We start from the raw sequence: 21918 nt of genomic DNA on the forward strand, positions 1-21918 counted from the left end.
TCAGGCCGCATCGTCGCGGTAGATGCCGACGACCGGCGCTTCACCGACGCGTGCGTAGCCGCGATACATCCCTTCGGTGTTGAACGGCATCGCGACGTTGCCGTGCGCGTCGACCGCGATGATCCCGCCGCGGCCCGCGAGGCGCGGCAGCTTGTTCATCACGACGTCGTGCGCGGCGTCGGCGAGCGACGCGCCGCGATACGCGATCTGCGCGGCCACGTCATGCGCGGTCGCGAGCCGGATGAACATCTCGCCGGTGCCTGTCGCGGAGACCGCGCAAGTCGCGTCGTCCGCATAGCAGCCGGCGCCGATGATCGGCGAATCGCCGACGCGCCCCGGCTGCTTGTTCGTGATGCCGCCCGTCGACGTCGCCGCCGCGATGTGGCCGTTCAGGTCGCACGCGACCGCGCCGACCGTGCCGTGCTTGCGGTCCGGATCGAGCGGCTCGGCGGGTTGTGCGGCGGGTTGTGCGGCGGGTTGTGCGGCGGGTTGTGCGGCGGGTTGTGCGGCCCCGCCGAATGCGAAGCTGGCCGCGTCGTGGTCGAGCATCATGCCGGCCGCCGCGCGCGCCTTCACCCACTGCGCATGCCGCGATTCGGTGTCGAAGTAGCCGGGTTCCGCCAGTTCGAGCCCCTGCGCGGCCGCGAACGCATCGGCGCCCGCGCCGGCGAACAGCACGTGCTCGCTCGCCTCCATCACGCGCCGCGCGGCGAGCACCGGGTTGCGCACGCGCGTCGCGCAGCAGATCGCCCCGGCGCCGAGCGTCGCGCCGTCCATGACCGCCGCATCGAGTTCGTGCTTGCCTTCGGCCGTATAGACGGCGCCGCGCCCGGCGTTGAACAGCGGGCAATCCTCGAGCATCCGCACCGCGACGGTGACGGCGTCGAGCGCGCTACCGCCCTCGGCCAGCACCTGTTGCGCGGCCTGCAGGATCGCGGTGAGTTCAGCGCGGTACCGACGTTCGGTGTCGGTATCCATCGCTTCGCGCAGGATCGTGCCTGCGCCGCCGTGAATCGCGACGATCGCGGATGAAGTCATGATTTTTTCGGACGAGCGGAAGAAGGGTTGGCGGCCGGCAAAGCCGCTTGCGGCTGCACGAGCCACGGCAGCAGGAATTCGGTCATCTCGGCGGCGGATTTCGCGGACCGGTGGGTGCGCAGCGCGACCGCATCGATCAGCGCCTCGATCATCGTCAGCACGGCGGCTTCCGACGTGGCCGCGAAACGCCGCTCGGCCTTCACGTACAGGTTCAGCGACGCGATCGGCGCGAGCGGCGATTGCGGGCCGTCGGTGATGCCGAGCACGCGCGCGCCGCGCGCCGCCGCACGGCGAGCCAGCTCGATCGTGTCCTTCACGTAGCGCGGACACGCGAGCGCTATCACGAGATCGCGCGAGTCGGCCGTATACAGGCGCCGCGCCGCATGCGACGGGCCGCCGAGCAACGCGAGCGATTGCACGTTGTCGTGGCACACCGACAGCCCGTGCTCCATCAGCCCGGCGAGAAATGCGCTCGACCCGGCGCCGAGAATCAGCACGCGCCGTGCGCCAACGATCGCCTCGACCGCCGCCTCGACGTCGGCCGCATCCAGTTGCGCACGCGTGTTCTCGATGTTGGCGGCAGCCTGGTCGAACACCGCGTCGATCCATGCGGCGCCGCGTACGCCGGACTCCTGCTCCTGCGCGGAACGCAGCCGTTCGACCGGCCCGAGCGTGGCCTCGAAGCCGCGCACGAGCGCCGCGCGCATCGCCGGATAGCCGTCGAAACCGAGTGCCTTCGCGAAGCGGTTCGCGGTCGCGATCGACGCATTCACCGCCTGCGCGAGCTCGTCGATCCGCATCGTCGCCGCGCGAAACGGGTTCGCGAGCACGAATTCGCCCATGCGCCGGTGAATCGGCGTCATCAACGGCATCGTCGACGCGATCCGCTCGGCGATCGCGGGTTCGTCGTGACTGACATCGGGCGGAACGAGAGGCGTCATGCGAAGGGTTGTTGCAAGGTTCGATGAAAATGAATTTACACAATCCGATTTCCGAAAAGAAATAAATTTTCATCAGGGTTGTCACGCCCCATCCGGCGTGCGTCGTCCCTCCTGACGATCATCCGGCCCCGTCGCACGGGCCTTTGACGGGCAACCGTCCTGCGCCGCCGCGCGAGCGATTACCTCGCTCATCGGGAAAACCCCGAGTACGTTCGTTCGAATGCAGATTCACGTTGACCGGATTCGCATTCGAACATAGGATGTTCGAAAATGATCAGTCGTCAGATAACATTGCAGGTTGATGACGACGAAATGTTCGCTCGAACACCGTGATTTCGATATAAACCGGCAAAACCGGCGGACATCAAGATCGGACATCGTACGAATAAACGAAACAAGCCGTCCCGAACGGATGGCCCTCACGGACCGGGCAGGCGCCGCGCGCCCGCCCTCCCTGACAGGAGACAGCAGTGAAGACAGTCAAGGCGTTGCGCTGGTGGATCATCGTGCTCGTGTGTCTCGGCACGATCCTCAACTACCTCGCACGGAATTCCCTCGCGGTGCTCGCGCCCGAGCTCAAGCAGGTGTTCGCGATCTCGACGCAGCAGTACTCGTACATCGTCGGCGCGTTCCAGATCGGCTACACGATCATGCAGCCGGTATGCGGGTTCATCGTCGACCTGATCGGGCTGCGGCTCGGGTTCGCGCTGTTCGCGATGCTGTGGTCGGTGGTCGGCGTCGCGCATGGCTTCGCGTCGGGCTGGCTGTCGCTCGGCATCCTGCGCGGCTTGCTGGGCCTGTTCGAGGCCGCCGCGATTCCGTCGGGAATGAAGGCCGTCGCCGAATGGTTTCCCGATCGCGAGAAATCCGTCGCGGTCGGCTACTTCAACGCGGGCACGTCGCTCGGCGCCGCGATCGCGCCGCCGCTCGTCGTGTTCCTGTCGATGCGGTTCGGCTGGCAGGCCGCGTTCATGGCCACCGGCGCGCTCGGGTTCGTCTGGGCCGCCCTCTGGTACACGCAGTACCGGTCGCCGGCCGACCATCCGCGCATCACGCCGCAGGAACGCACGCTGATCCGCGACGGCCAGGCCACGATGCCGCCCGTGTCGAAGCGCCGTATCCGCGACGTCGTCACCGCCCGACGTTTCTGGGCGATCGCGCTGCCGCGCTTCTTCGCGGAACCCGCGTGGCAAACTTTCAGCTTCTGGATTCCGCTGTACCTCGCGACCGAGCGCCACATGCCGCTCACGCAGATCGCGGTGTTCGCGTGGATGCCGTTTCTCGCGGCCGACCTGGGCGGCATCGCGGGCGGCTACCTGTCGCCCTACCTCGCGAATCGCTTCAAGCTGCCGCTCGTGTGGTCGCGCGTCGCGGGCGTCGCGCTCGGCGCGCTGCTGATGCTCGGGCCGGCGATGATCGGGCTCGCGTCGTCGCCGTACACCGCGATCGCGCTGTTCTGCGTCGGCGGCTTCGCGCACCAGATGATCTCCGCGCTCGTCAACACGCTGTCGGCCGACGTGTTCGACCCCGAGGAAGTCGGCACCGCGAGCGGCTTCGCCGGGATGGCCGCGTGGATCGGCGGCCTCGGCTTCTCGTTGCTGGTCGGCGCGCTCGCCGACAAGATCGGCTATGCGCCGCTGTTCGCGTGCCTCGGCCTGTTCGACATCATCGGCGTCACGCTGCTCGCGCTGCTGATCCGCGGCCAGTCGAAACAGGAACGCCTGCTCGCGCAGCACGCCTGACATCCGTTTTCACCAGGAACCGCCTTCATGACTTCGCTCCTTCATCCGCCCGTGTTCCGCGTCGCCAGCCACCACGCGAACCGCGTACTGCTCGCGTCCGAGACGGGCGCCACCGTCGAAATCTTCGTGCTCGAGGACGACATCGTGCGGGTACGCGTGCTGCCCGACGCGACGGCGCGCACCCCGCGCACGTGGACGATCGCGCCGGGCCTCGACGACGTGCCGCTCGACGGGCGCGACCGCCTCGACCTGAGCGACTTCACGCTACCCCACTACGACTTCGCCGAGGACGACGACGCCGTGCGCATCGAAACCGCGCAGATCCGGCTCGCGGTGCGCCGGCAAGGCGGCCACTGCACGTGGTCGCTGCGCGGCGCGGACGGCGCATGGCGCGTCGCGCTCGCCGACCGCGCGACGCAGGCGTACAACTTCGGCTGGTGGGACGATCGCGCGTATCACTACGTCGCCCGCGAGCGCGGCGACCAGGTGTTCGGCCTCGGCGAACGCGCGGGCGAACTCGATCGCACGGGCGCCCGCTTCGAGATGCGCAACATCGACGCGATGGGCTACAGCGCGAAGCACACCGACCCGCTGTACAAGCACATCCCGTTCTACATCACGTGGTCGCCCGATGCGGGCCAGGGCTTCGGGCTGTTCTACGACACGCTGTCCGACTGCGCGTTCGACATGGGCCGCGAGCTCGACAACTACCACGGGCTCTATCGCTACTTCGTCGCCGAACACGGCGATCTCGACTACTACTTCATCGCGTCGCCCGCTACGCCGCTCGCGGCCGCGCGGCGCTTCACGTGGCTCACCGGGCGCCCCGCGCGCACGCCGAAATGGGGGCTCGGCTATTCGGGCTCCACGATGAGCTACACCGACGCGCCGGACGCGCAGCAGCAGATGAACCAGTTCGTCGAGCAGTGCGACACGCACGACATCCTGTGCGATTCGTTCCACCTGTCATCGGGTTATACGTCGATCGGCGCGAAGCGCTACGTGTTCAACTGGAACCGCGACAAGTTTCCCGATGCGAAAGGCTTCGTGCAGCATTACCGCGACAACGGCATCCGCCTGTGCGCGAACATCAAGCCGTGCCTGCTGCGCGACCATCCCGCGTTCGACGACGCCGCGCGGCGCGGGCTGCTGATCCGTTCCGCATCGGGCGAGCCCGCATGGGTGCAGTTCTGGGACGAAGTCGGCGCGTACATCGATTTCACGCAGCCGGACGCGTACCGCTGGTGGCGCGAGCAGGTCACGTCGGCGCTGCTGGAATACGGGATCGAATCGACCTGGAACGACAACAACGAATACGAGATCTGGTCGCCCGACGCGATCGCGCACGGCTTCGGCCAGCCGTTCCCGGCGCGCGAGGCGAAGGTGCTGCAGACGATGCTGATGATGCGCGCGTCGCGCGACGCGCAGCGCGCACATGCGCCGGCGCGGCGGCCGTTCCTCGTGTCGCGCTCGGGCGGCGCGGGCATGCAGCGCTACGTGCAGACGTGGTCGGGCGACAACTACACGTCGTGGGAAACGCTGCGCTACAACCTGAAGATGGGCCTCGGCCTCGCGCTGTCGGGCGTGTCGAACATCGGCCACGACATCGGCGGCTTCTCGGGCCCTGCGCCGTCGCCCGAATTGCTGCTGCGCTGGGTGCAGTTCGGCATCTTCATGCCGCGCTTCAGCATCCACTCATGGAACGACGACGGCACCGTCAACGAACCGTGGATGTACCCCGAGATCACCGCGCAGATCGCGTCGCTGATCAAGCAGCGCTACCGGCTGCTGCCGTACCTCTATCACCTGCTGTGGCTGTCCACGACGCGCTACGAGCCCGTGCTGCGGTCGACCCTCGCCGATTTCCCCGGCGATGCGCGCTGCTACGACGCGTGCGACGACATGATGCTCGGCGACGCGCTGCTGGTCGCGCCGGTCGTCGAGCCCGGCCAGACCGAACGCACGGTGTACCTGCCGTCGGGCGCACGCTGGACGTGCTGCGCGAGCGCGCAGTCGTTCGACGGCGGCGCGAGCGTGACGCTCCCCGCACCGCTCGACACGCCGGTGATGCTGCTGCGCGAAGGCCGCGTGCTGCCGCTGAACGTCGCGGAACAGCATTTCGGTACGCGCGCCGACACGCGTGGCTTCCTCGTCGCACCGCGGATCGAGGACGGCGTCGCGTACGGCGAATGCGTGGAGGACGATGGCGAGACCGAAGCATGGCGCGACGGCGAATACGGCCTGTGGCGCATCGAGACCGGCCGCGAGGCATCTGGCGTGCTCGGCGTGTCGGTCCGCTGGGACGGCCACCCGGCACGTCCGTCCGACCGCGTCGAAATCCTGCTGCCCGCGTCGCTGCAAGGCGCGATTGCCGTGCGCGGCGCGCGTGTCGAGCAGGATGCGCAGGACGGCGCGTGGCGCCGCCTCGTCGTCGCGTTCGATCAATGAACCACTGAAGCCAACCCGATCAGGCGGGCCGTTCGCGCGGCTCGCCGCCTGCCACAGAGGAGGCATTCAGCCTCCCGCCCCCTTGAAAAGATGAAGAGACCTGGAGATCGAGCATGAAAGCACCCGTCAACCGTTATGCAATCCTGATTTTATCGGCCGCCTCGCTCGGCACGACCGCCGCCCACGCACAGAGCAGCGTCACGCTGTACGGCGTGGTCGACGATTCGCTCGCGTACGTGAACAACCAGCAGGGGCACTCGAACATCTACATGCGCGACGGCAACCTGTATGCGTCGAAGTTCGGGCTGCGCGGCGACGAGGATCTCGGCGGCGGCACGCACGCGATCTTCGACCTGCAGGCCGGTTTCAACCTGAATACGGGCGCGCAGGCCGCCGCCGGCACGCTATTCAATCGCCAGGCCTTCGTCGGCCTGCGCAACGCCAGCTACGGTACGGTCACGGCCGGTCGCCAGTACACGCCCTACTTCCTGTTCGTCGGCCCGTACGCGTCGAGCAGCTGGCTGACCGGCGCCACCGGCGCGCATCCGGGCGACATCGACGGCCTCGACACCACGATCCGCGTGAACAATTCGGTTACCTATACGTCGCCGACCTTCGCCGGGCTGACCGCGAGCGCGATGTACGCATTCGGCGGCATTGCGGGCGCGACCGGCAAGGGCAACACGTTCAGCGCCGCGCTGCGCTACGCGAACGGGCCGATCGGGATCGCGGCCGGCTACCTGCGGATCAACAGCTCGGGCTCGTCCGCGGGCTTCCTGAACCCGGCCACCGCATCGTCGGGCAGCTTCGCGGTGTCCGTGCTGAACCAGGGCTACCTGAGCGCGAAAGCGGTCGAACAGGTGGCGGCGGCCGGCAACTACACGCTCGGCGACCTGACGATGGGGCTCAACTATTCGAACGTGAAGTACCTGCCCGGCAACGGCTCGGCGTTCACCGACACGGCCGTGTTCAACACCTACGGCGCGCTTGCCGCATACCGCTTCACGCCGACGTTCTCGGTGGCCGGCGCATTCGCGTACACGCTCGCATCGAAGGCGAACGGTGTCGCGAGCGCGGCCCGCTATCAACAATATTCGCTGAAGGAGTCGTACAGCCTGTCGAAACGCACGACGCTCTACGCGCTGCAGGCGTACACGCATTCGAGCGGGCAGACGCTCGGCGCGCAAGGCGCCGGGCACATCGTCGACGCGGCGCCGATCGTCGGCGATTCGCAGCAGCTCACGCCGTCGACGACGCATGGCCAGTTCGTCGGCATGGCCGGGATCGCCGTCACGTTCTGAACCCGCCTGGCGACGCCTTCCTCGCGCCGCCCCTTGCCCGGACGATGCGCATGCCGTGCGTGCGCCGTCCGGGCGTCCGTCGCTGCGTTTTCCCCGCCCCGCCGGCCCGCCGCGCACACCGCGCGGGTTTTCTCGATCGCCCCGACACCTTACAATTCGTCAGGTTTACCCTTCTGCATGCCCCTTCTTGCAGTCCTGACACCGCGGTACACTCGACGCACGCCGTATCAGGGTCCGACGCGCAAGGTGCGCGCCGGGCGGCGTCGCGCCTCGTTGCGCCCACAACTGGATGCCCGCCATGCCGGATTCCCGTCCCTCGCCCCGCACGACATTCAAGCCGCAGGTCGTCCTGCCCGCGCTCGCCGTGATCGGCGCGCTACTCGTCGTGTGCGCACTGCACCCGAGCGAAGCCGGCGCACTGTTCTCCGCCGGCCAGCAATGGGTTATCGCCCGGTTCGACTGGTTCTACGTGCTCGCCGTCACCGGCTTCCTCGTGTTTCTCGTGCTGATCGCCGCCAGCGACTTCGGCAATATCCGGCTCGGCCCCGACGATGCCGAACCGGAATTCAGCTTCGTGTCGTGGACGGCGATGCTGTTCGCGGCCGGCATGGGCATCGGCCTGATGTACTTCGGCGTCGGCGAGCCGATGCAGCATTTCCTGAAGCCGCCCACCGTCGACCCCGGCACGCCCGCCGCCGCGCGCGAGGCGATGCTGATGACCTTCTTCCACTGGGGCTTCCATGCGTGGGCGATCTACGGGCTGATGGGGCTCGTGCTCGCGTACTTCGGCTTCCGCTACAACCTGCCGCTGACGCTGCGCTCCGGGCTGTATCCGGTGCTGCGCGAGCGCATCAACGGCTGGATCGGCCACACCGTCGATGCGTTCGCGCTGGTCGGCACGGTCGCCGGGATCGCAACGACGCTCGGCTACGGCGTGATGCAGCTGAGCGCGGGCCTGCATACGGTCGCCGGATGGGACACGGGCAGCAACCTGTTCCGCATCGGGCTCGTCGCGGCGGTCGTGGTCCTCGCGGGCGTATCGGCCGCGACCGGCCTCGACAAGGGCGTGCGCCGGCTGTCCGAACTGAACCTGCTGCTCGCATTCCTGCTGCTCGCCTTCGTGGTGGTCGCGGGCCCGACGGCCTTTCTGCTGCGCGCGCTCGGCGACAACATCGGCCAGTACCTGTCGAGCCTCGTCGACCTGTCGTTCCGCACCTATGCGTACGCGCCGCCGCGCGAGGAAGGCTGGTTCGGCGGCTGGACGATCCTCTACTGGGCGTGGTGGGTGTCGTGGTCGCCGTTCGTCGGCATGTTCATCGCGCGCATCTCGCGCGGCCGCACGATCCGCCAGTTCGTGATCGGCGTGCTGCTCGTGCCGACCGCGTTCAACCTCGTGTGGATGACCGTGTTCGGCAACAGCGCGATCTGGCTCGATACGCACGGCGCGGCCGGCGCGCTCGCGCAGACGGCGACCAACGTCGATGCGCTGCTGTTCCGCTTCTTCGATTTCCTGCCGTTGCCGCAACTGCTGTCGATCGTCGCGATCGTGCTGATCGCGGTGTTCTTCGTCACGTCCGCCGATTCGGGCGCGTTCGTGATCGACCAGATCGCGACGCGCGGCAATGCGCATTCGCCGGTCTGGCAGCGGCTGTTCTGGGCCGCGCTGCTCGGCGTGACGGCCGCGGTGCTGCTCGTCGCGGGCGGGCTCGGCGCGCTGCAGGCGATGACGCTGATCGCCGCGCTGCCGGTCGCCATCATCATGCTCGCGCTGTGCTACGGGCTGTGGCGCGGGCTCGCGGCCGACCGCGCGCACTACTCGCAGGACGTTGCGCCTGCAACGAGCTTCTGGACCGGCCAGCACTGGCGCCATCGCCTGACGCACATCCTGCGGCAGACGACCGAGGCCGAGGCGCGCCAGTTCGTCGCGGAAACGGTCGAACCCGCGCTGCGCAAGGTCGCCGACGAGCTGCGCGCGAGCGGCGTCGATGCGCACGTGCAGCGCGACAGCGACGATGCAGTGCGGCTCACCGTACCGACCGCCGAACACCGCGATTTCGTGTACGGCGTGCGCGTCACCGCGAAATCCGCGGCCGCGTTCCTGGTGCGCGAGGCGGCCGAGCCGGACGAGACGCGTGCGCATGTCCATGGCATCGTCACGTTCTTCGAGGACGGCCGGCTCGGCTACGACATCGAATACCTGCGCGGCGACGAAGTGATCGCCGACGTGCTGCGCCAATATGAACGCTACGTGTCGCTCGCGGCAGACACCCGCACGCATCTGCTGAGCCGGGCACCGGGGCACGCGACGGAGGCCGAATGAGCGGGCTGCTGCAAAGCCGCGCGGCCGACATCATCGCGCTCGGCACGCTCGCCGTGCTGTACCTCGGCGGCGCCGGCATCGCGCTGTGGCGAATCCGCGCCGCGGCACTGCCCGGCAAGATCTACTGGATCGTCTGCGCGGCGCTGCTCGCCGGCGGCGCCGTCGCGATGGCCGGCAATCTGGCGCCGGTGCCGAACAGCGGCGACATGCCGCCCGGTTTCGCGCTCGGCGCCGAGGCCGTCCTGCTCGGCCTCGTGCTGGCGGCCGGCGGCTGCGCTTGGCTGATGCTACGCGCGCGGAAGCGCTGACGCACGCGGGTCGCATGGCCCCGCTTCGTCACACGGGCACGGCCACGTGCGGGGCGAACAGGCCACCGCCCCGGCCTTGATCCGCTGCTTTCACGTTACGCGTCATGCGAACGGCGCGCGCGCCGTCACGAGCCAGCACGCCGCATCGAAGCGCACCTCCGCGCCGTGCACGTGACGCCCGAACGCGGCACGCACCGCATCGACCACGCGCCGCCGCGTCGCTTCGTCCGCTTCCTGCAACGCAAGACCCACCGGGCCCAGCCGGGCAATGTAGTCGTCCAGCGCGGATTCCGGCAGCACGCACACCCGGTCGACCGGCTCGATCGCAACGTCGGCCCAGCCGCTGTCCGACAGCACCGACGCGATCCGCTGCCGGTCGCCGAACGCGAACTGGCCCGGTGCGCCGGGCTGCCGCACGGGCAGGTTCGGCAGCAGCGGCGCGGCCGCCCGCTCGGCCGTCGTCATGAACGGGTTGTCGGCCGCGCCGCGCCACGCGACGAACCGCATCGGCGTGCCCGGCCGCGCCGCCTGCCGCAGGTTCGCGAACGCCCGTACCGGATCGTCGAAGAACATCACGCCGAGACGCGACACGATCAGGTCGACGCTCGCCGGCTCGAACGCATGCGTCTGCACGTCCGCGCACACGAACCGGGCGGGCACGCCGCCGCGTTCGGCACGCGCCCGGGCGGCATCGATCATCCGCGCCGAAATGTCGATGCCCGTGCACTGCGCGCTCGCACCGAGCCGCCGCGCGATCGCGAGCGTAACCGCGCCGGTGCCGCAGCCGACATCGAGCACGCGCGTGGCAAACGATGCTGCCGCGGCCTCCGCCAGCAGCGGCTCGAACGGCTCGAACATCCGGTCCAGCGGCGCCTGCGCATCGACCCACGCGCGCCCTGACGGACCGTTCCAGAGCGCGGATTGCGCTTCGTTGGGCCGGTTGGCTTCCATCGTCGATCCCCTTCCGATTCATTGATGACGAACCGGACTGTGCTGCTTCAAGCCGGCTTGAAGTCAAGGGTCAGCCAGGACACGCCCCGCTTTTCACATTTCTTACATTCGCGCTGCGTATCGTTGACGACTTTCCTACGGTGCCTCCCTCCCATGCGACGACTCCTCACGCGCGCGCTGCTCGTGCGCTGCGCTCCCCTTGCTGCCCTCGCCGCGCTGTCCGCGTGCTCGAATCACATCGATACGCCCGACGATCCGGCCAGCGCCTCGGCCAACGTTCAGGCCGCATGGGTCGAGATCGGCGACGCGAACCAGGCGATCGCGCGCGTGATCACGAACTACACGCCCGCGTCGGCCAGCGATCCGCTGTGCCCGCAACTGACCGTCGACGACAAGGTGTCGCGCATGACGCTGCGCGCGGGCGCCGCGACCGTCGCCCAGCGGCCGACCGCCAGCGATCCGGCCGATTCGAAGCCGTCGAGCTTCCCGGTGTCCGTGTGCGAGGCCACACTGCCGGCCGGCGCCCAGGCGGCGAGCGTCGCGGGCCGCACGCTGCCGCTGCCGAAAGCGCAGCCGCAGCGCATCGCGATCATCGCCGACACGGGCTGCCGGATGAAGAAGGCCGACAACGCATGGCAGGCGTGCAACGATGCCGCGGTCTGGCCGCTCGACACGATCGCGGCCAGTGTCGCGAAGCTGTCGCCCGATCTCGTGCTGCACGTCGGCGACTATCACTATCGCGAGAACGCGTGCCCGCCGGACATCGCCGGCTGCAAGGACAGCCCGTGGGGCTACGGCTGGGATACGTGGCAAGCCGACCTGTTCCGCCCGGCCGCGCCGCTACTCGCGAAGGCGCCGTGGGTCGTCGTGCGCGGTAACCACGAGGAATGCGCACGGGCGGGCCAGGGCTGGTTCCGCTTCCTCGACCCGCGCCCGTATTCAGCCGCCCGCTCGTGCGACGATCCGGCCAACGACAACAACGCGAACTATTCGGAACCCTATGCGGTGTCGCTCGGCGGCGGCTCGCAGGTGATCGTGTTCGACACCGCGAAGGTCGGCCGCACGCCGCTGAAGACGACCGACGCGCAGTTCGGCATCTACCAGAAACAATTCCAGACGGTCGCATCGCTCGCGTCGAAAGCCGGCATGACGACGACGATCTTCACGAACCATCACCCGATCCTCGCGTTCGCACCGATCGCCGGCAGCACGCCGGCGCCGGGCAACCTCGCGCTGCAGTCGGTGATGTCGAGCCTCAACGCGCAGGCGTACTACCCGCCGGGCGTGCACGTCGCGCTGCATGGCCACGTGCACGATTTCCAGGCGATCAACTTCTCGTCCGGGCACCCGGCGACGATCGTGTCCGGCAACGGCGGCGACAACCTCGACGTCGCGCTGCCCGACCCGTTCCCGGCCGGCCTGACACCCGCGCCGGGCGCCGTGATCGAGCGGCTGTCGCACAACAACAGCTTCGGCTTCCTGATCATGGAGCGCAACGCCGCGCCGGCGACGGGCTGGGTGTTCCATGCGTATTCGGCGGCCGGCAAGCGACTGGCGTCGTGCAACCAGTCGGGCAGGACGCTCGCCTGCGACAAGACGGGGTTCATCGCGCCGTGAGTGAAGCAGTTCGATATGAAGGCCGCAGGGGGCGCGGCCGGCAGACGTTGCGCACGCTTGTCGCACCCCTGCTCGCCGGTCTGACGCTGGCGGCCCACGCCGCACCGGCCGAAACGGTCCTGCTTCCCGGCGCGCCGCCATCGCGCGTCGTCGACACGATCGGCAACGGCACGCCGCAGGTGACGGGCAAGATCGACGCAGCCACCGCGCGCTTCGCGCCGGACCCGACGCTCGTCGCGCTCGGCCGCCGCATCTTCTTCGACCCGCGGCTGTCCGAGCCGCGCGGCATGTCGTGCGCGGGCTGCCACGATCCGGGTCGCGCGTTCGCGCCGACGCTGTCGGCTGCATCGCTCGCGGGGCCCGGCGTGCCGGAAGGCAGCCGGCCCGGGCGCTTCAGCCAGCGCAATGCGCCGTCGCTGCTCTATGTGCGCTACGTGCCGCGCCGCCACTTCTACCAGGACGACGACGCGCCCGCGCCGTCGCCGTTCGGCGGCCTGTTCAGCGACGGCCGCGCGGATACGCTCGCCGAGCAGATCCGCGGGCCGCTGTTCGATCCGAACGAGATGAACAACCGGTCGCCGGCCGCGCTGCTGCGCAAGGTCAACGCGACCGAACTCGCGCCCGATCTCGCCGCGCGCTTCGGCGCGCCGGTGCGCCGCGACCCCGAGCAACTGGTGCGCGCGTTGGGTTCGGCCGTCGAAGCCTATCTGCAGAGCGACGAGATGGCGCCGTTCACGTCGCGCTTCGATGCGTTCCTGCGCACGCGCAAGCCGCTCGCGCCGGCCGAGATGCGCGGCCTCGCGCTGTTCCGGAATCCCGACAAGGGCAATTGCATGACCTGCCATACGCTGTCGGACACGTCGAGCCGCCCGGAGCGCTCGCTGTTCACCGATTTCGGCTACGACGCGATCGCGGTGCCGCGCAATCGCGCGCTGCCCGCGAACCGCGATCCGCGCCATTTCGACAACGGGCTGTGCGACACCGCGCGTCGGCTGCGCTGGCCCGAACCGACGCAATGGTGCGGCTACCTGCGCACGCCGGGGCTGCGCAACGTCGCGGTCAAGCAGACGTTCATGCACAACGGTGTATTCACGACGCTGCGCGACGCCGTCGCGTTCTACAACACGCGCTCGACCGATCCCGGCTTCTGGTACCACGGCGCCCAAACGTTCGACGACGTGCCGGCCGCCTATCGGGGCAACATCAACGTCAACTCGACGCCGATGAACCGCCGGCCCGGCACGCCGCCCGCGCTCACCGACGCGGAAATCGACGACATCGTCGCGTTCCTCGGCACGCTGACCGACGCGCGCTATACCGGCCGCGCCGCCCCGGCCGCCGCCGCGGCCCGGATCACGCGAGCCGCCGCGCCGGTGCGCTGACCCTGGCCGAACGGCCAGCCGACGCACGCCCGCTTGCGGTCAGCGCAAATACTGGTTATATTTACAGTACTGTATTTATGAACAGTGAGGCGCGCGATGGAACATCTGGTCCGTATCGTCAACGAAACCGATCGCCAAGTGCTGGCGTGGCTTCGAGCCCAGGTCGGCGATGCCCGCGTCGAACGCGCGGCGCGTCAGCTCGGGCATACGCGCAAGCCCTTCCCGTCCGCCGTGTGCCGATATCTGGGCATGAGCGCGCCGGCCACGCTGCGGCCGGCCGCCGCCCGGCCGCGCGCCGCACGCGATTTCTCGGTCGGCGACCGTTACCTGTCGCTGATTCGCCAGCACCTCGCCACGCACTCGGTCGGCCGATGAAATGGCGACGGCTTGCCGCTTCGGTACCGCGTCCGGCCGGAGCACTCGCGTATTCGGAAGTCCGGCCGGCCGCCGCCGTCGCGCTCACGCGGCCGCCATGGCTTCCCGTACGAGGCGGGCGAGTGTGTCGAACGCTGTCTCATGCACCGCATCGGATGCGTCGGACACATCGGATACGCGCTTGCACGCCAGCCGGATATAGCCGGCGAAACGGTCCGAATTCGAGGAGATCGAACCGGGCGCGATCTTGACTCCATGCGTCAGCGCGGCGTCAGAACAGCGCATCGAAGCACACGTCTGCCGGCAACGCGAGCTACGGCAACATCGCGCCGCTTACCGAATCGGCAATCGAACCGCCCCGCCTTCGATCAGGCCTGCCTGCCCGCCATCCCGTCGGCGGCCGCCACGCGTGCCGCACCGGCGCGAACCACGCCGAGCGTCAGCACCGCGACCGCCGCGATCACGCATGGCGCGGCAACGACGGCGAACGCGGTCGACAGCGGCACGCCCATCGCCAGCATCGCGCCGCCCGCCATCGAGCCGACCACCGAGCCGCCACGACCGATCCCGTTCGCCCAGCTCACGCCGGTCGTCCGGCACTCGGTCGGATAGAACGCGGCCGACAAGGCGTTCGCCCCGACCTGCGAGCCCGATACGCAGAAGCCGGCGGCGAATACCGCAAGCGCCGCACCCCACGGCGACGCGGCGAACACGCCGATCGCCGCGACGCAGGCGCCGGCCGCCGCATAGCTGCAGGCCAGCACGCGATGCGGATCGAAGCGGTCCATCAGCCAGCCCAGGACGATCGCGCCAAGCGTGCCGCCGACCTGGAACATCGCGGTCACGCGTGCAGCCGTCTGCAACGTCGCGCCAGTCGTGCGCAGCAACGTCGGCAACCAGCTCGACAGCAGGTAGATGACGAGCAGGCTCATGAAGAACGTGAGCCACAGCAGCAGCGTGCCGCGCAGCAGGTCGGCGGCGAACAGCCGCCCGAGCGGCGACCCGGCCGGCTTGCCGGCGGGCGCGATGAACGACGCATGCGCGAGGTGCGGACCCGGCGCGATACGACCGAGCAGCGTCGCGATCCGCGCGGACGGCGCGCCCTGGTTGACGAGATAGCGCACCGATTCCGGCAGTCGCCACGCGAGCAGCGGCAGGAGCAGCAGCGGCGCCACGCCGCCGACGACCAGCACCGCGCGCCAGCCGTGGTGCTCGATCAGCGACGCGGCCGCGAGGCCGCCGAGCGCGGAGCCGATCGTGAAACCGCAGAACATCGTCGTCACGAGCAGCGAGCGACGTCGCGCCGGACAGTATTCGGACGTCAGCGTGATCGCATTCGGCATCGCGCCGCCGAGCCCGAGCCCGGTCACGAAGCGCCACACGATCAGCTCGGTCAGGCCGCCCGCGCTCCCCGACGCGGCGCTCGCGATGCCGAAGCACGCCACGCATGCGAGCAGCAGCCGCTTGCGGCCGAACCGGTCGCCGAACGGCCCGAATACGAGCGCGCCGGCCATCAGCCCGGCCAATCCCGCGCCGAATACCGGCGCGAGCTGCGCAGGCGACAGGCCCCATTCCGAGCGAATGACGGGTGCGATGAATCCGATCGACGCGGTATCGAATCCGTCGATCGCGACGATCAGAAAGCACAGGACGACGATCGCGGCCTGAAACGGCGCAATGCGATGCCGGTCGATCCATTCGCTGACGTCGATGGACGGCGTATCGGCCATGATGGTGTCTCCTCCAGGAAGGCGGCGCGCGTCGTCTGTCGTTGAAATGCGCGCCGCCGGAATCGGGCTGAACGGGTGCGTTATACGACCGTCTTCAGGCAATCCTCCGCACGCCAGCCGTGCAGCCAGTCGAGCGCGTCGTAGAACTGCGCATCGGTGCGCCCGACCCACAGCCCGTTGCGCACCTGCCGCTCGACACCCTTCGCGTGATAGATCCGCCCCATCTCGCGCGCCGAATACAGCACGCGTGCGGTGCGCGGAATCCGCACGCGTTCGTACAGCGCGAACGCGGCCTCGAAATCGCCGTCGGTCTGCGCAACGGCCGCGCCGAGCGTCACCGCGTCCTCGAGCGCCTGGCACGCGCCCTGCGCGATGTATTGCGTCATCGGATGCGCGGCGTCGCCGAGCACCGTCGCGCGGCCCGCGCTCCAGCGCTCGACCGGATCGCGGTCGGCGGTCGCCCAGCGCTTCCATGACGTCGGCCTATCGAGCATCTGCTTCGGCAGCGGATGGACACCGTCGAAGTACGACAGCACCTCTTCCTTGCTGCCCTCGCGCACGCCCCAGGTCTCCTGCTCGCGGCTGTGGAACGTGACGACGAGGTTGTACTGCCGCCCGCCGCGCAGCGGATAGTGAACCAGATGGCAATGCGGGCCGGCCCACACGACAGGCGCATTGATCCGCAGATCCTTCGGCATGTCGTCGACGTCCACCACCGCGCGATACACGACGTGGCCCGTCACGCGATGCGCGTCGCCGATCAGCGCCTGACGGATCGCGGATTTCACGCCGTCGCAGCCGATCACCGCATCAGCACGATAGCGTTCGCCGTGCTGGTCGATCACGGTCACGCCGCGGCCGTCCTGCTCGAAGCCGCACACTTGCGTGCTCGTCCGGAATTCGATCAACGGGTGGTCCTTGACCGCCTCGTAGATCGACAGGTGAATGTCCGCGCGATGGATCACCGCGTACGGATTGCCGAAGCGCTCGCGATACGCGGCGCCGGTAGCGATGCGGGCGACCTCGCGTGCATCGATCGCGTCCATCAATTGCAGCCAGTCGGTCAATACGGCTCGACTGCGTGCCGCCTCGCCGACACCCAGCGCATCGAGCGCATTGAACGCGTTCGCGGCGAGCTGGATGCCCGCACCGATCTCGCCGATCCGTTCGGCCTGTTCGAGCAGCTTCACGCGAATGCCCTGACGCGCGAGCGCCAGCGCCGCCGCGAGCCCGCCGATACCGCCGCCGATCACGAGTACGCGCCGGCCTTTATTGATTGTCTCGTCCATGTTCGTCTCCTGCTTCTAGTACGCGATTCGTGTTACGCGACGTAATCCGGTTGCCGCTGCGGTTGCGCGGCCTCGAACGCCGGCTCGTGCCGCGCGTGCTCGACCACCGCGAGGCAGCGCGGATACGCGCTCAGGTCGCAACCCATCCGCAACGCGTTCGCGACCTGCGGCACCAGACACACGTCGGCCAGCGTCGGCGCATCGCCGAAGCACCACGGGCCGTCATCCGCGCGGGCCAGCAGCCGCTCGACGCCGGCCATCCCTTCCGCGACCCAGTGCCGGTACCACGCGGTCTTCTGCTGCGGCGTGACCTTCAGTTCGCTGTCGAGATAGCGCAGCACGCGCAGGTTGTTGACTGGATGGATGTCGCAGGCGATCAGCGCCGCCAGTTCCAGCACGCGCGCTCGGCGCCACGGTTCGAGCGGGATCAGCCGAGGCGTCGGCTGGATCTGGTCGAGGTAATCGAGGATCGCGAGCGACTGGCCGAGACGGAAATCGCCGTCGGTCAACGCCGGCACCGCGGCCGACGGGTTCACCCGCGCGACGTAATCGGCGTCGCGATGCTCGCCGGTGCGGATGTTCACGGGCAGCGTGTCGTACGGCAGCCCTTTGAGCGCGAGCGCGATGCGCACCCGGTAGGAGGTCGAACTGTTGAAAAAGCTATGCAGTTGCACGATGTAACCTTTCGAGGAAATCGACGAACGCGCGTCAGACCACGCGCACGGTCAGTTCGCCGAGACGCTCGACGCCGACCTTCATCACGTCGCCCGCGACCACCGCGCCGACGCCTTCGGGCGTGCCCGTAAAGATCACGTCGCCCGGTTCGAGGCGGAAGAACTTCGACAGGTCGGCCACCGTCTCCGCGACCGACCAGATCAGGTGCGACACGTCGCTCTTCTGCCTGGTCGCGCCGTTGACGGTCAGCCACAGGCCGCCCTGCTCGACATGACCGACGTCGCGCGCCGGGTGCACGGGCCCGATCGGCGCCGAACGGTCGAACGCCTTGCCGATTTCCCACGGCCGCCCCATCTCGCGCATCTTCATCTGCAGGTCGCGGCGCGTCATGTCGAGGCCGACCGCGTAACCCCACACGTGGTCGAGCGCGCGCTCGAGCGGAATGTCCGAGCCGCCCTTGCCGATCACCGCGACGAGTTCGGCTTCGTAGTGATAGTTCCGGGTCTGCGACGGATAGGCGAGCTCGAGCGTGTCGCCGTACGCCACCGGTACGATCGAATCGGCCGGCTTGCAGAAGAAGAACGGCGGCTCGCGATCGGGATCGAAGCCCATTTCGCGCGCATGGGCCGCGTAGTTGCGGCCGACGCAATAGACGCGGCGTACCGCGAATCGAGCGTCGCTGCCGGCGACGGGCAGCGCCACCGGCGCTTCGGGCGGGAATACGAAAGTCATGAATGGCTCCAGCGTGGGCATGAATGAAGGGGCGCGCGCCGCGACCTCGGCGGCGCACGGGAAACGGAGTATCGAAAGCAGCCGGCGTCAGTCGCGCGCTTCGCGCAGCAGGTTCAACGCGGACAGCACCGGCCGGTCGGAATAGCTGAACAGCACGCTGTCGCGCGACGCCGACAGCCGCACCGGCGCCCACGACGGCGCGACGAAGATGTCGTGCGGCGCGAACGCGAATGCCTGGTCGCCGATCGATGCGGTGCCGCTGCCCTCGACGACGCAATAGACCGTCGCGTCGGTGCTACGGTACGGGCGGCCGTCGAAGCCGGCGGGCAGGAACTGCATGAAGGTGGCGATGGTCGGCATCGGCCAGCCGCCCGTCGCGGGGTTCACGTAGCGCAGCTTCACGCCGTCCCACGCATCGAGTTCGCCGTTCCGGTACAGCGCGTCGAGCGCCTCGCGGCTGCGCGCATACGGATAGCTGAACACCGGCGACGTCGGATCGCTCACGCGATGCCGCACCGGCACCATGTTGTGACCGAAGCGCGCGAAGCTGTCGCCTTCCGGACGACTCACCGGCTGCACGACTTCCGGATAGTTCTCCGCGAAACCGGCGTCGAGGTTCGCGAGCAACGGGATATCGAGCCCGTCGAGCCACACGACCGGCTCGCCGCCGTCTTCCACCGACGGATTGCCGTGGTCGTGCCACGCCCACGACGGCGTGATGATGAAGTCGCCCGGATGCATCGTCGTGCGCTCGCCGTTCACGGCCGTCCACGCGCCGCGCCCCTCGACGATGAAGCGCAGCGCCGATTGCGTATGACGGTGGCTCGGCGCGATCTCGCCCGGCAGGATCAATTGCAATCCTGCATACAGGTTCGGCGTCATGCTCGACTTGCCCGGCAGCCCGGGGTTCTCCAGCACCAGCACGCGGCGCACCGCTTCCTCCGCGCTGATCACGCTGCCGGCCTGCATCACGAGGTCGCGTATCTGCGCATACTTCCAGATCGCGGCTTGCGCCGCCGGCTGCGGCGAGGTCGGCACGAGGTTGTGCAGCGATTCCCACAGCGGCGCCAGGCGCTGCTCGGCGATCCGTGCGTAGTAAGCGGCGCGCGTCGCGTCCGGATGGGTCGTCATGATGTCTCCTTCGGGGCGGCCGATCGGCGTCGGCGCTATGTCGGGGCGGGGACCGTGCTGCAGTCCGTCAGCAGATTTATATTCGACGCAGACATACCCGGTAAAATGGTCAAATCATCTGATCCATATATTTCTGGATATACCTTCTCGCAACGAGGCATGCAATGGACTGGACCCACCGGCTGCGGCTGCGGCACCTGCAAGTACTGTTGAGCCTCGCCGGCACCGGCAATCTGAGCCAGTCGGCGGTCGCGCTCGCGACCACGCAGCCGGCGCTGTCGAAATGGCTGAAGGAGCTGGAAGAGGATGTCGGGCTGCCGCTGTTCGAGCGGCATGCGCGCGGGCTGAGGCCGACGCCCTACGGCGAAGCGCTGATCGAGCATGCGCGACGCGTCGAAGCGCAGCTCGACATCGCGCGCGACGACATGGCCGCGTTGCGCGAAGGCGGCAGCGGCCTCGTGACGATCGGCACGTCGGGCGTCGCGGCGGCCGACACGGTGCCGTTCGCGGTGTCGCAGTTGCTGAAACGGATGCCGCGCGCGCAGGTGCGGCTCACCGAAAGCACGATGAACCAGCTGATGCCGCAGCTCGCGCGCAGCGAACTCGATATCGTCGTCGGCCGCTCGGGCTCGACGTCCGTCGATCCGCTGCTGCATGCCGAAGCGCTGTACGTCGATCCGGTCGTGTTCGTCGCGCGGCCCGGCCACGCGCTGGCCGGCGCGACGTCGCTCGGCTGGGACGACGTGCTCGCCTATCCGTGGATCGTGTGGCCGGCGGGCACGCCCGTCCACAATGCGCTGGAAGCCGCGCTGCACGCCGCCGGCCGTGTGCAGCCGCCGCACTGCGTCGAATCGAATTCGTCGATCCTGAACCTCACGCTGCTGAACAACACCGATCTGCTCGGTGTCGCGTCGCACCGCGCCGCGCGGCGCTTCGCGCAACTGAACGCGATCCGCATCCTGCCGATGGAGCTCGAGGGCCAGGGCGCGGTGTCGATGTACTGGCACCCCGACAGCGCGAACCGCGCGGCCGTGGCCGCAACGATCGAGTGTCTGCGCGCCTGTGCGGCGCCGCAGGTCGGCGGATGGGAGAACGTGAAGGTGGAGTGAACGGCGTAACAGGCGCGAACCGGGCCGCTTCACCGCGACGCCGCACACGTCACGCGCCGTCGCAGGATTCCGTACCGTCGAGCATCAGCGTGCCGACCCGCGCGGGCACCAGCGGCGTGCGCGGCGCCGGCGGTGTCCAGCCGAACAGCGCCTGCGCGGCCGCGCCGCACACGCGACCCTGGCATGCGCCCATCCCGCAACGCGACTGCAGTTTGGCGGCGGTCCAGCCCGGTTCCCGTGCGACCGCATCGAACCGCACGTCTTCGCAACGACACAGCAGCGTGTCGGCTCGCGCGAGCCGGCGGATCGGCGCGCGGATCGCGAAGCGCTCGCGTACGGCATCCGCGAACGCCTGCCAGCGCGCACGGCGTGCGACCAGCGCGGCCAGTCGGTCGGTCTGCCCGGTCGCCGCATAGCCGGCGATTTCGCCTTCGACCATCGCCAGCTCGCTGCCGCCGACGCCCGTGCACTCGCCTGCCGCGAAATACCCGTCGCGGCTCGTGCGCTGGTGTGCGTCGACCGCCACCGCGCCGTGCTCGATCCGGCAGCCGAGATGACGCGGCAGCACGGTATTCGGCACGAGGCCGAAGCCGCACGCGAGCCGGTCGCAGTCGACGTCGAATTCGCGATCGCCCTGACGAATCCGCACGCGTTCGAGCCGCTGGTCGCCGAATGCCTCGACGACGTACGCAGCCGGCCGATAAGCAGCCGTGACGAGCTTCGCGGCCTGCGCGAGCTTCGACGGCCAGCGCCACAGCCCCGCGCCGAAGCCGGCGACGTCGCCCCATGCGGCCTGTTCGAGCACGTGCGACACGCGTGCGCCGGCCTG

Annotated in this window: 18 protein-coding genes and 1 pseudogene; 9 read left to right on the forward strand and 10 right to left on the reverse strand. The window is 68.9% G+C overall.

The genetic code is table 11. The features are described from left to right. Together JMF86_RS21735 and JMF86_RS21740 are read right to left on the reverse strand one after the other, a co-directional pair. A complete protein-coding gene (locus JMF86_RS21735; protein WP_011547903.1) occupies window positions 1-1038 on the reverse strand; it encodes an isoaspartyl peptidase/L-asparaginase family protein in 1038 nt (345 codons plus the stop codon). Beyond that, on the reverse strand, window positions 1035-1979 hold the full coding sequence (locus JMF86_RS21740) for a MurR/RpiR family transcriptional regulator (RefSeq protein ID WP_011547904.1): 945 nt from the start codon (window positions 1977-1979) through the stop codon (window positions 1035-1037). Before JMF86_RS21740 ends, JMF86_RS21735 begins: the two co-directional genes overlap by 4 nt. Before the next feature lie 470 nt (window positions 1980-2449). Here JMF86_RS21740 and JMF86_RS21745 point away from each other — a divergent pair, with 470 nt between their 5' ends. The 5 genes from JMF86_RS21745 (at window position 2450) to JMF86_RS21765 (ending at window position 10098) form a co-directional block, all read left to right on the forward strand. Next, window positions 2450-3721 (forward strand): MFS transporter, encoded by a 1272-nt coding sequence (locus JMF86_RS21745; RefSeq protein WP_011547905.1) that lies wholly within the window; start codon window positions 2450-2452, stop codon window positions 3719-3721. A gap of 27 nt (window positions 3722-3748) precedes the next feature. Beyond that, the gene (locus tag JMF86_RS21750; protein WP_011547906.1) at window positions 3749-6169 is read left to right on the forward strand and encodes a glycoside hydrolase family 31 protein; all 2421 of its coding nucleotides are present in this window, start codon (window positions 3749-3751) and stop codon (window positions 6167-6169) included. A gap of 113 nt (window positions 6170-6282) precedes the next feature. Continuing rightward, window positions 6283-7470 carry a porin gene (locus JMF86_RS21755; RefSeq protein ID WP_011694709.1) on the forward strand — a complete coding sequence of 396 codons (1188 nt, stop codon included), beginning with the start codon at window positions 6283-6285 and terminating at the stop codon, window positions 7468-7470. Between the two features lie 298 nt (window positions 7471-7768). Next, entirely contained in the window at window positions 7769-9790 is a 2022-nt protein-coding gene (locus JMF86_RS21760; protein ID WP_041489401.1) for a BCCT family transporter, read from the forward strand. Then, on the forward strand, window positions 9787-10098 hold the full coding sequence (locus JMF86_RS21765; RefSeq protein ID WP_011547909.1) for a hypothetical protein: 312 nt from the start codon (window positions 9787-9789) through the stop codon (window positions 10096-10098). The genes JMF86_RS21760 and JMF86_RS21765 overlap by 4 nt, the downstream gene beginning before the upstream one ends. 102 nt (window positions 10099-10200) lie before the next feature. Here the strand turns inward: JMF86_RS21765 and JMF86_RS21770 are convergent, their stop codons facing one another. After that, window positions 10201-11049 carry a class I SAM-dependent methyltransferase gene (locus tag JMF86_RS21770; RefSeq protein WP_011547910.1) on the reverse strand — a complete coding sequence of 283 codons (849 nt, stop codon included), beginning with the start codon at window positions 11047-11049 and terminating at the stop codon, window positions 10201-10203. Window positions 11050-11202: 153 nt separating this feature from the next. On the opposite strand from JMF86_RS21770, the gene JMF86_RS21775 reads away from it, so the two are divergent. The 3 genes from JMF86_RS21775 to JMF86_RS21785 all read left to right on the forward strand — a co-directional run bounded on the left by JMF86_RS21775 (window position 11203) and on the right by JMF86_RS21785 (window position 14423). Beyond that, on the forward strand, window positions 11203-12666 hold the full coding sequence (locus JMF86_RS21775; protein WP_011547911.1) for a metallophosphoesterase: 1464 nt from the start codon (window positions 11203-11205) through the stop codon (window positions 12664-12666). Further along, entirely contained in the window at window positions 12663-14048 is a 1386-nt protein-coding gene (locus JMF86_RS21780; RefSeq protein WP_011547912.1) for a cytochrome-c peroxidase, read from the forward strand. Before JMF86_RS21775 ends, JMF86_RS21780 begins: the two co-directional genes overlap by 4 nt. A gap of 96 nt (window positions 14049-14144) precedes the next feature. Next, window positions 14145-14423 carry a hypothetical protein gene (locus JMF86_RS21785; RefSeq protein WP_011547913.1) on the forward strand — a complete coding sequence of 93 codons (279 nt, stop codon included), beginning with the start codon at window positions 14145-14147 and terminating at the stop codon, window positions 14421-14423. Window positions 14424-14507: 84 nt separating this feature from the next. Here the strand turns inward: JMF86_RS21785 and JMF86_RS35105 are convergent. The 6 genes and pseudogenes from JMF86_RS35105 to gtdA all read right to left on the reverse strand — a co-directional run. After that, a pseudogene (locus JMF86_RS35105) lies at window positions 14508-14736 on the reverse strand (PLP-dependent aminotransferase family protein); the annotation flags it as partial. A gap of 55 nt (window positions 14737-14791) precedes the next feature. Beyond that, window positions 14792-16153, reverse strand: a complete 1362-nt coding sequence (locus tag JMF86_RS21790; protein WP_011547915.1) for an aromatic acid/H+ symport family MFS transporter — start codon at window positions 16151-16153, stop codon at window positions 14792-14794. 80 nt (window positions 16154-16233) lie between these two features. Then, window positions 16234-17442, reverse strand: a complete 1209-nt coding sequence (locus JMF86_RS21795; protein ID WP_011694693.1) for a 3-hydroxybenzoate 6-monooxygenase — start codon at window positions 17440-17442, stop codon at window positions 16234-16236. Between the two features lie 32 nt (window positions 17443-17474). After that, on the reverse strand, window positions 17475-18116 hold the full coding sequence (gene maiA / locus JMF86_RS21800; RefSeq protein ID WP_011547917.1) for a maleylacetoacetate isomerase: 642 nt from the start codon (window positions 18114-18116) through the stop codon (window positions 17475-17477). A gap of 34 nt (window positions 18117-18150) precedes the next feature. Next, window positions 18151-18849, reverse strand: a complete 699-nt coding sequence (locus JMF86_RS21805; RefSeq protein ID WP_011547918.1) for a fumarylacetoacetate hydrolase family protein — start codon at window positions 18847-18849, stop codon at window positions 18151-18153. A gap of 87 nt (window positions 18850-18936) precedes the next feature. Beyond that, entirely contained in the window at window positions 18937-19980 is a 1044-nt protein-coding gene (gene gtdA, locus JMF86_RS21810) for a gentisate 1,2-dioxygenase (protein ID WP_011547919.1), read from the reverse strand. A 164-nt stretch (window positions 19981-20144) separates the two neighbouring features. Here gtdA and JMF86_RS21815 point away from each other — a divergent pair, with 164 nt between their 5' ends. Then, window positions 20145-21089 carry a LysR substrate-binding domain-containing protein gene (locus JMF86_RS21815; protein ID WP_011547920.1) on the forward strand — a complete coding sequence of 315 codons (945 nt, stop codon included), beginning with the start codon at window positions 20145-20147 and terminating at the stop codon, window positions 21087-21089. A gap of 49 nt (window positions 21090-21138) precedes the next feature. On the opposite strand, the gene JMF86_RS21820 is transcribed toward JMF86_RS21815, so the two are convergent. Then, window positions 21139-21918: FAD/NAD(P)-binding oxidoreductase (locus tag JMF86_RS21820; RefSeq protein WP_201317146.1), on the reverse strand; the 780-nt coding region annotated here is incomplete at its 5' end.

This window comes from Burkholderia sp. E168m15 (assembly GCF_016586105.1).
Lineage (GTDB): Bacteria > Pseudomonadota > Gammaproteobacteria > Burkholderiales > Burkholderiaceae > Burkholderia > Burkholderia orbicola.

Bases quoted from the DNA above. Each gene is read 5' to 3' on its own strand.
- JMF86_RS21795 (WP_011694693.1), bottom strand. From the start codon at position 17,442: ATGGACGAGACAATCAATAAAGGCCGGCGCGTACTCGTGATCGGCGGC.
- JMF86_RS21760 (WP_041489401.1), top strand. From the start codon at position 7,769: ATGCCGGATTCCCGTCCCTCGCCCCGCACGACATTCAAGCCGCAGGTC.
- JMF86_RS21750 (WP_011547906.1), top strand. From the start codon at position 3,749: ATGACTTCGCTCCTTCATCCGCCCGTGTTCCGCGTCGCCAGCCACCAC.
- JMF86_RS21815 (WP_011547920.1), top strand. From the start codon at position 20,145: ATGGACTGGACCCACCGGCTGCGGCTGCGGCACCTGCAAGTACTGTTG.
- JMF86_RS21790 (WP_011547915.1), bottom strand. From the start codon at position 16,153: ATGGCCGATACGCCGTCCATCGACGTCAGCGAATGGATCGACCGGCAT.
- JMF86_RS21755 (WP_011694709.1), top strand. From the start codon at position 6,283: ATGAAAGCACCCGTCAACCGTTATGCAATCCTGATTTTATCGGCCGCC.
- JMF86_RS21775 (WP_011547911.1), top strand. From the start codon at position 11,203: ATGCGACGACTCCTCACGCGCGCGCTGCTCGTGCGCTGCGCTCCCCTT.
- JMF86_RS21770 (WP_011547910.1), bottom strand. From the start codon at position 11,049: ATGGAAGCCAACCGGCCCAACGAAGCGCAATCCGCGCTCTGGAACGGT.
- gtdA (WP_011547919.1), bottom strand. From the start codon at position 19,980: ATGACGACCCATCCGGACGCGACGCGCGCCGCTTACTACGCACGGATC.
- JMF86_RS21735 (WP_011547903.1), bottom strand. From the start codon at position 1,038: ATGACTTCATCCGCGATCGTCGCGATTCACGGCGGCGCAGGCACGATC.
- JMF86_RS21805 (WP_011547918.1), bottom strand. From the start codon at position 18,849: ATGACTTTCGTATTCCCGCCCGAAGCGCCGGTGGCGCTGCCCGTCGCC.
- JMF86_RS21740 (WP_011547904.1), bottom strand. From the start codon at position 1,979: ATGACGCCTCTCGTTCCGCCCGATGTCAGTCACGACGAACCCGCGATC.
- JMF86_RS21765 (WP_011547909.1), top strand. From the start codon at position 9,787: ATGAGCGGGCTGCTGCAAAGCCGCGCGGCCGACATCATCGCGCTCGGC.
- JMF86_RS21785 (WP_011547913.1), top strand. From the start codon at position 14,145: ATGGAACATCTGGTCCGTATCGTCAACGAAACCGATCGCCAAGTGCTG.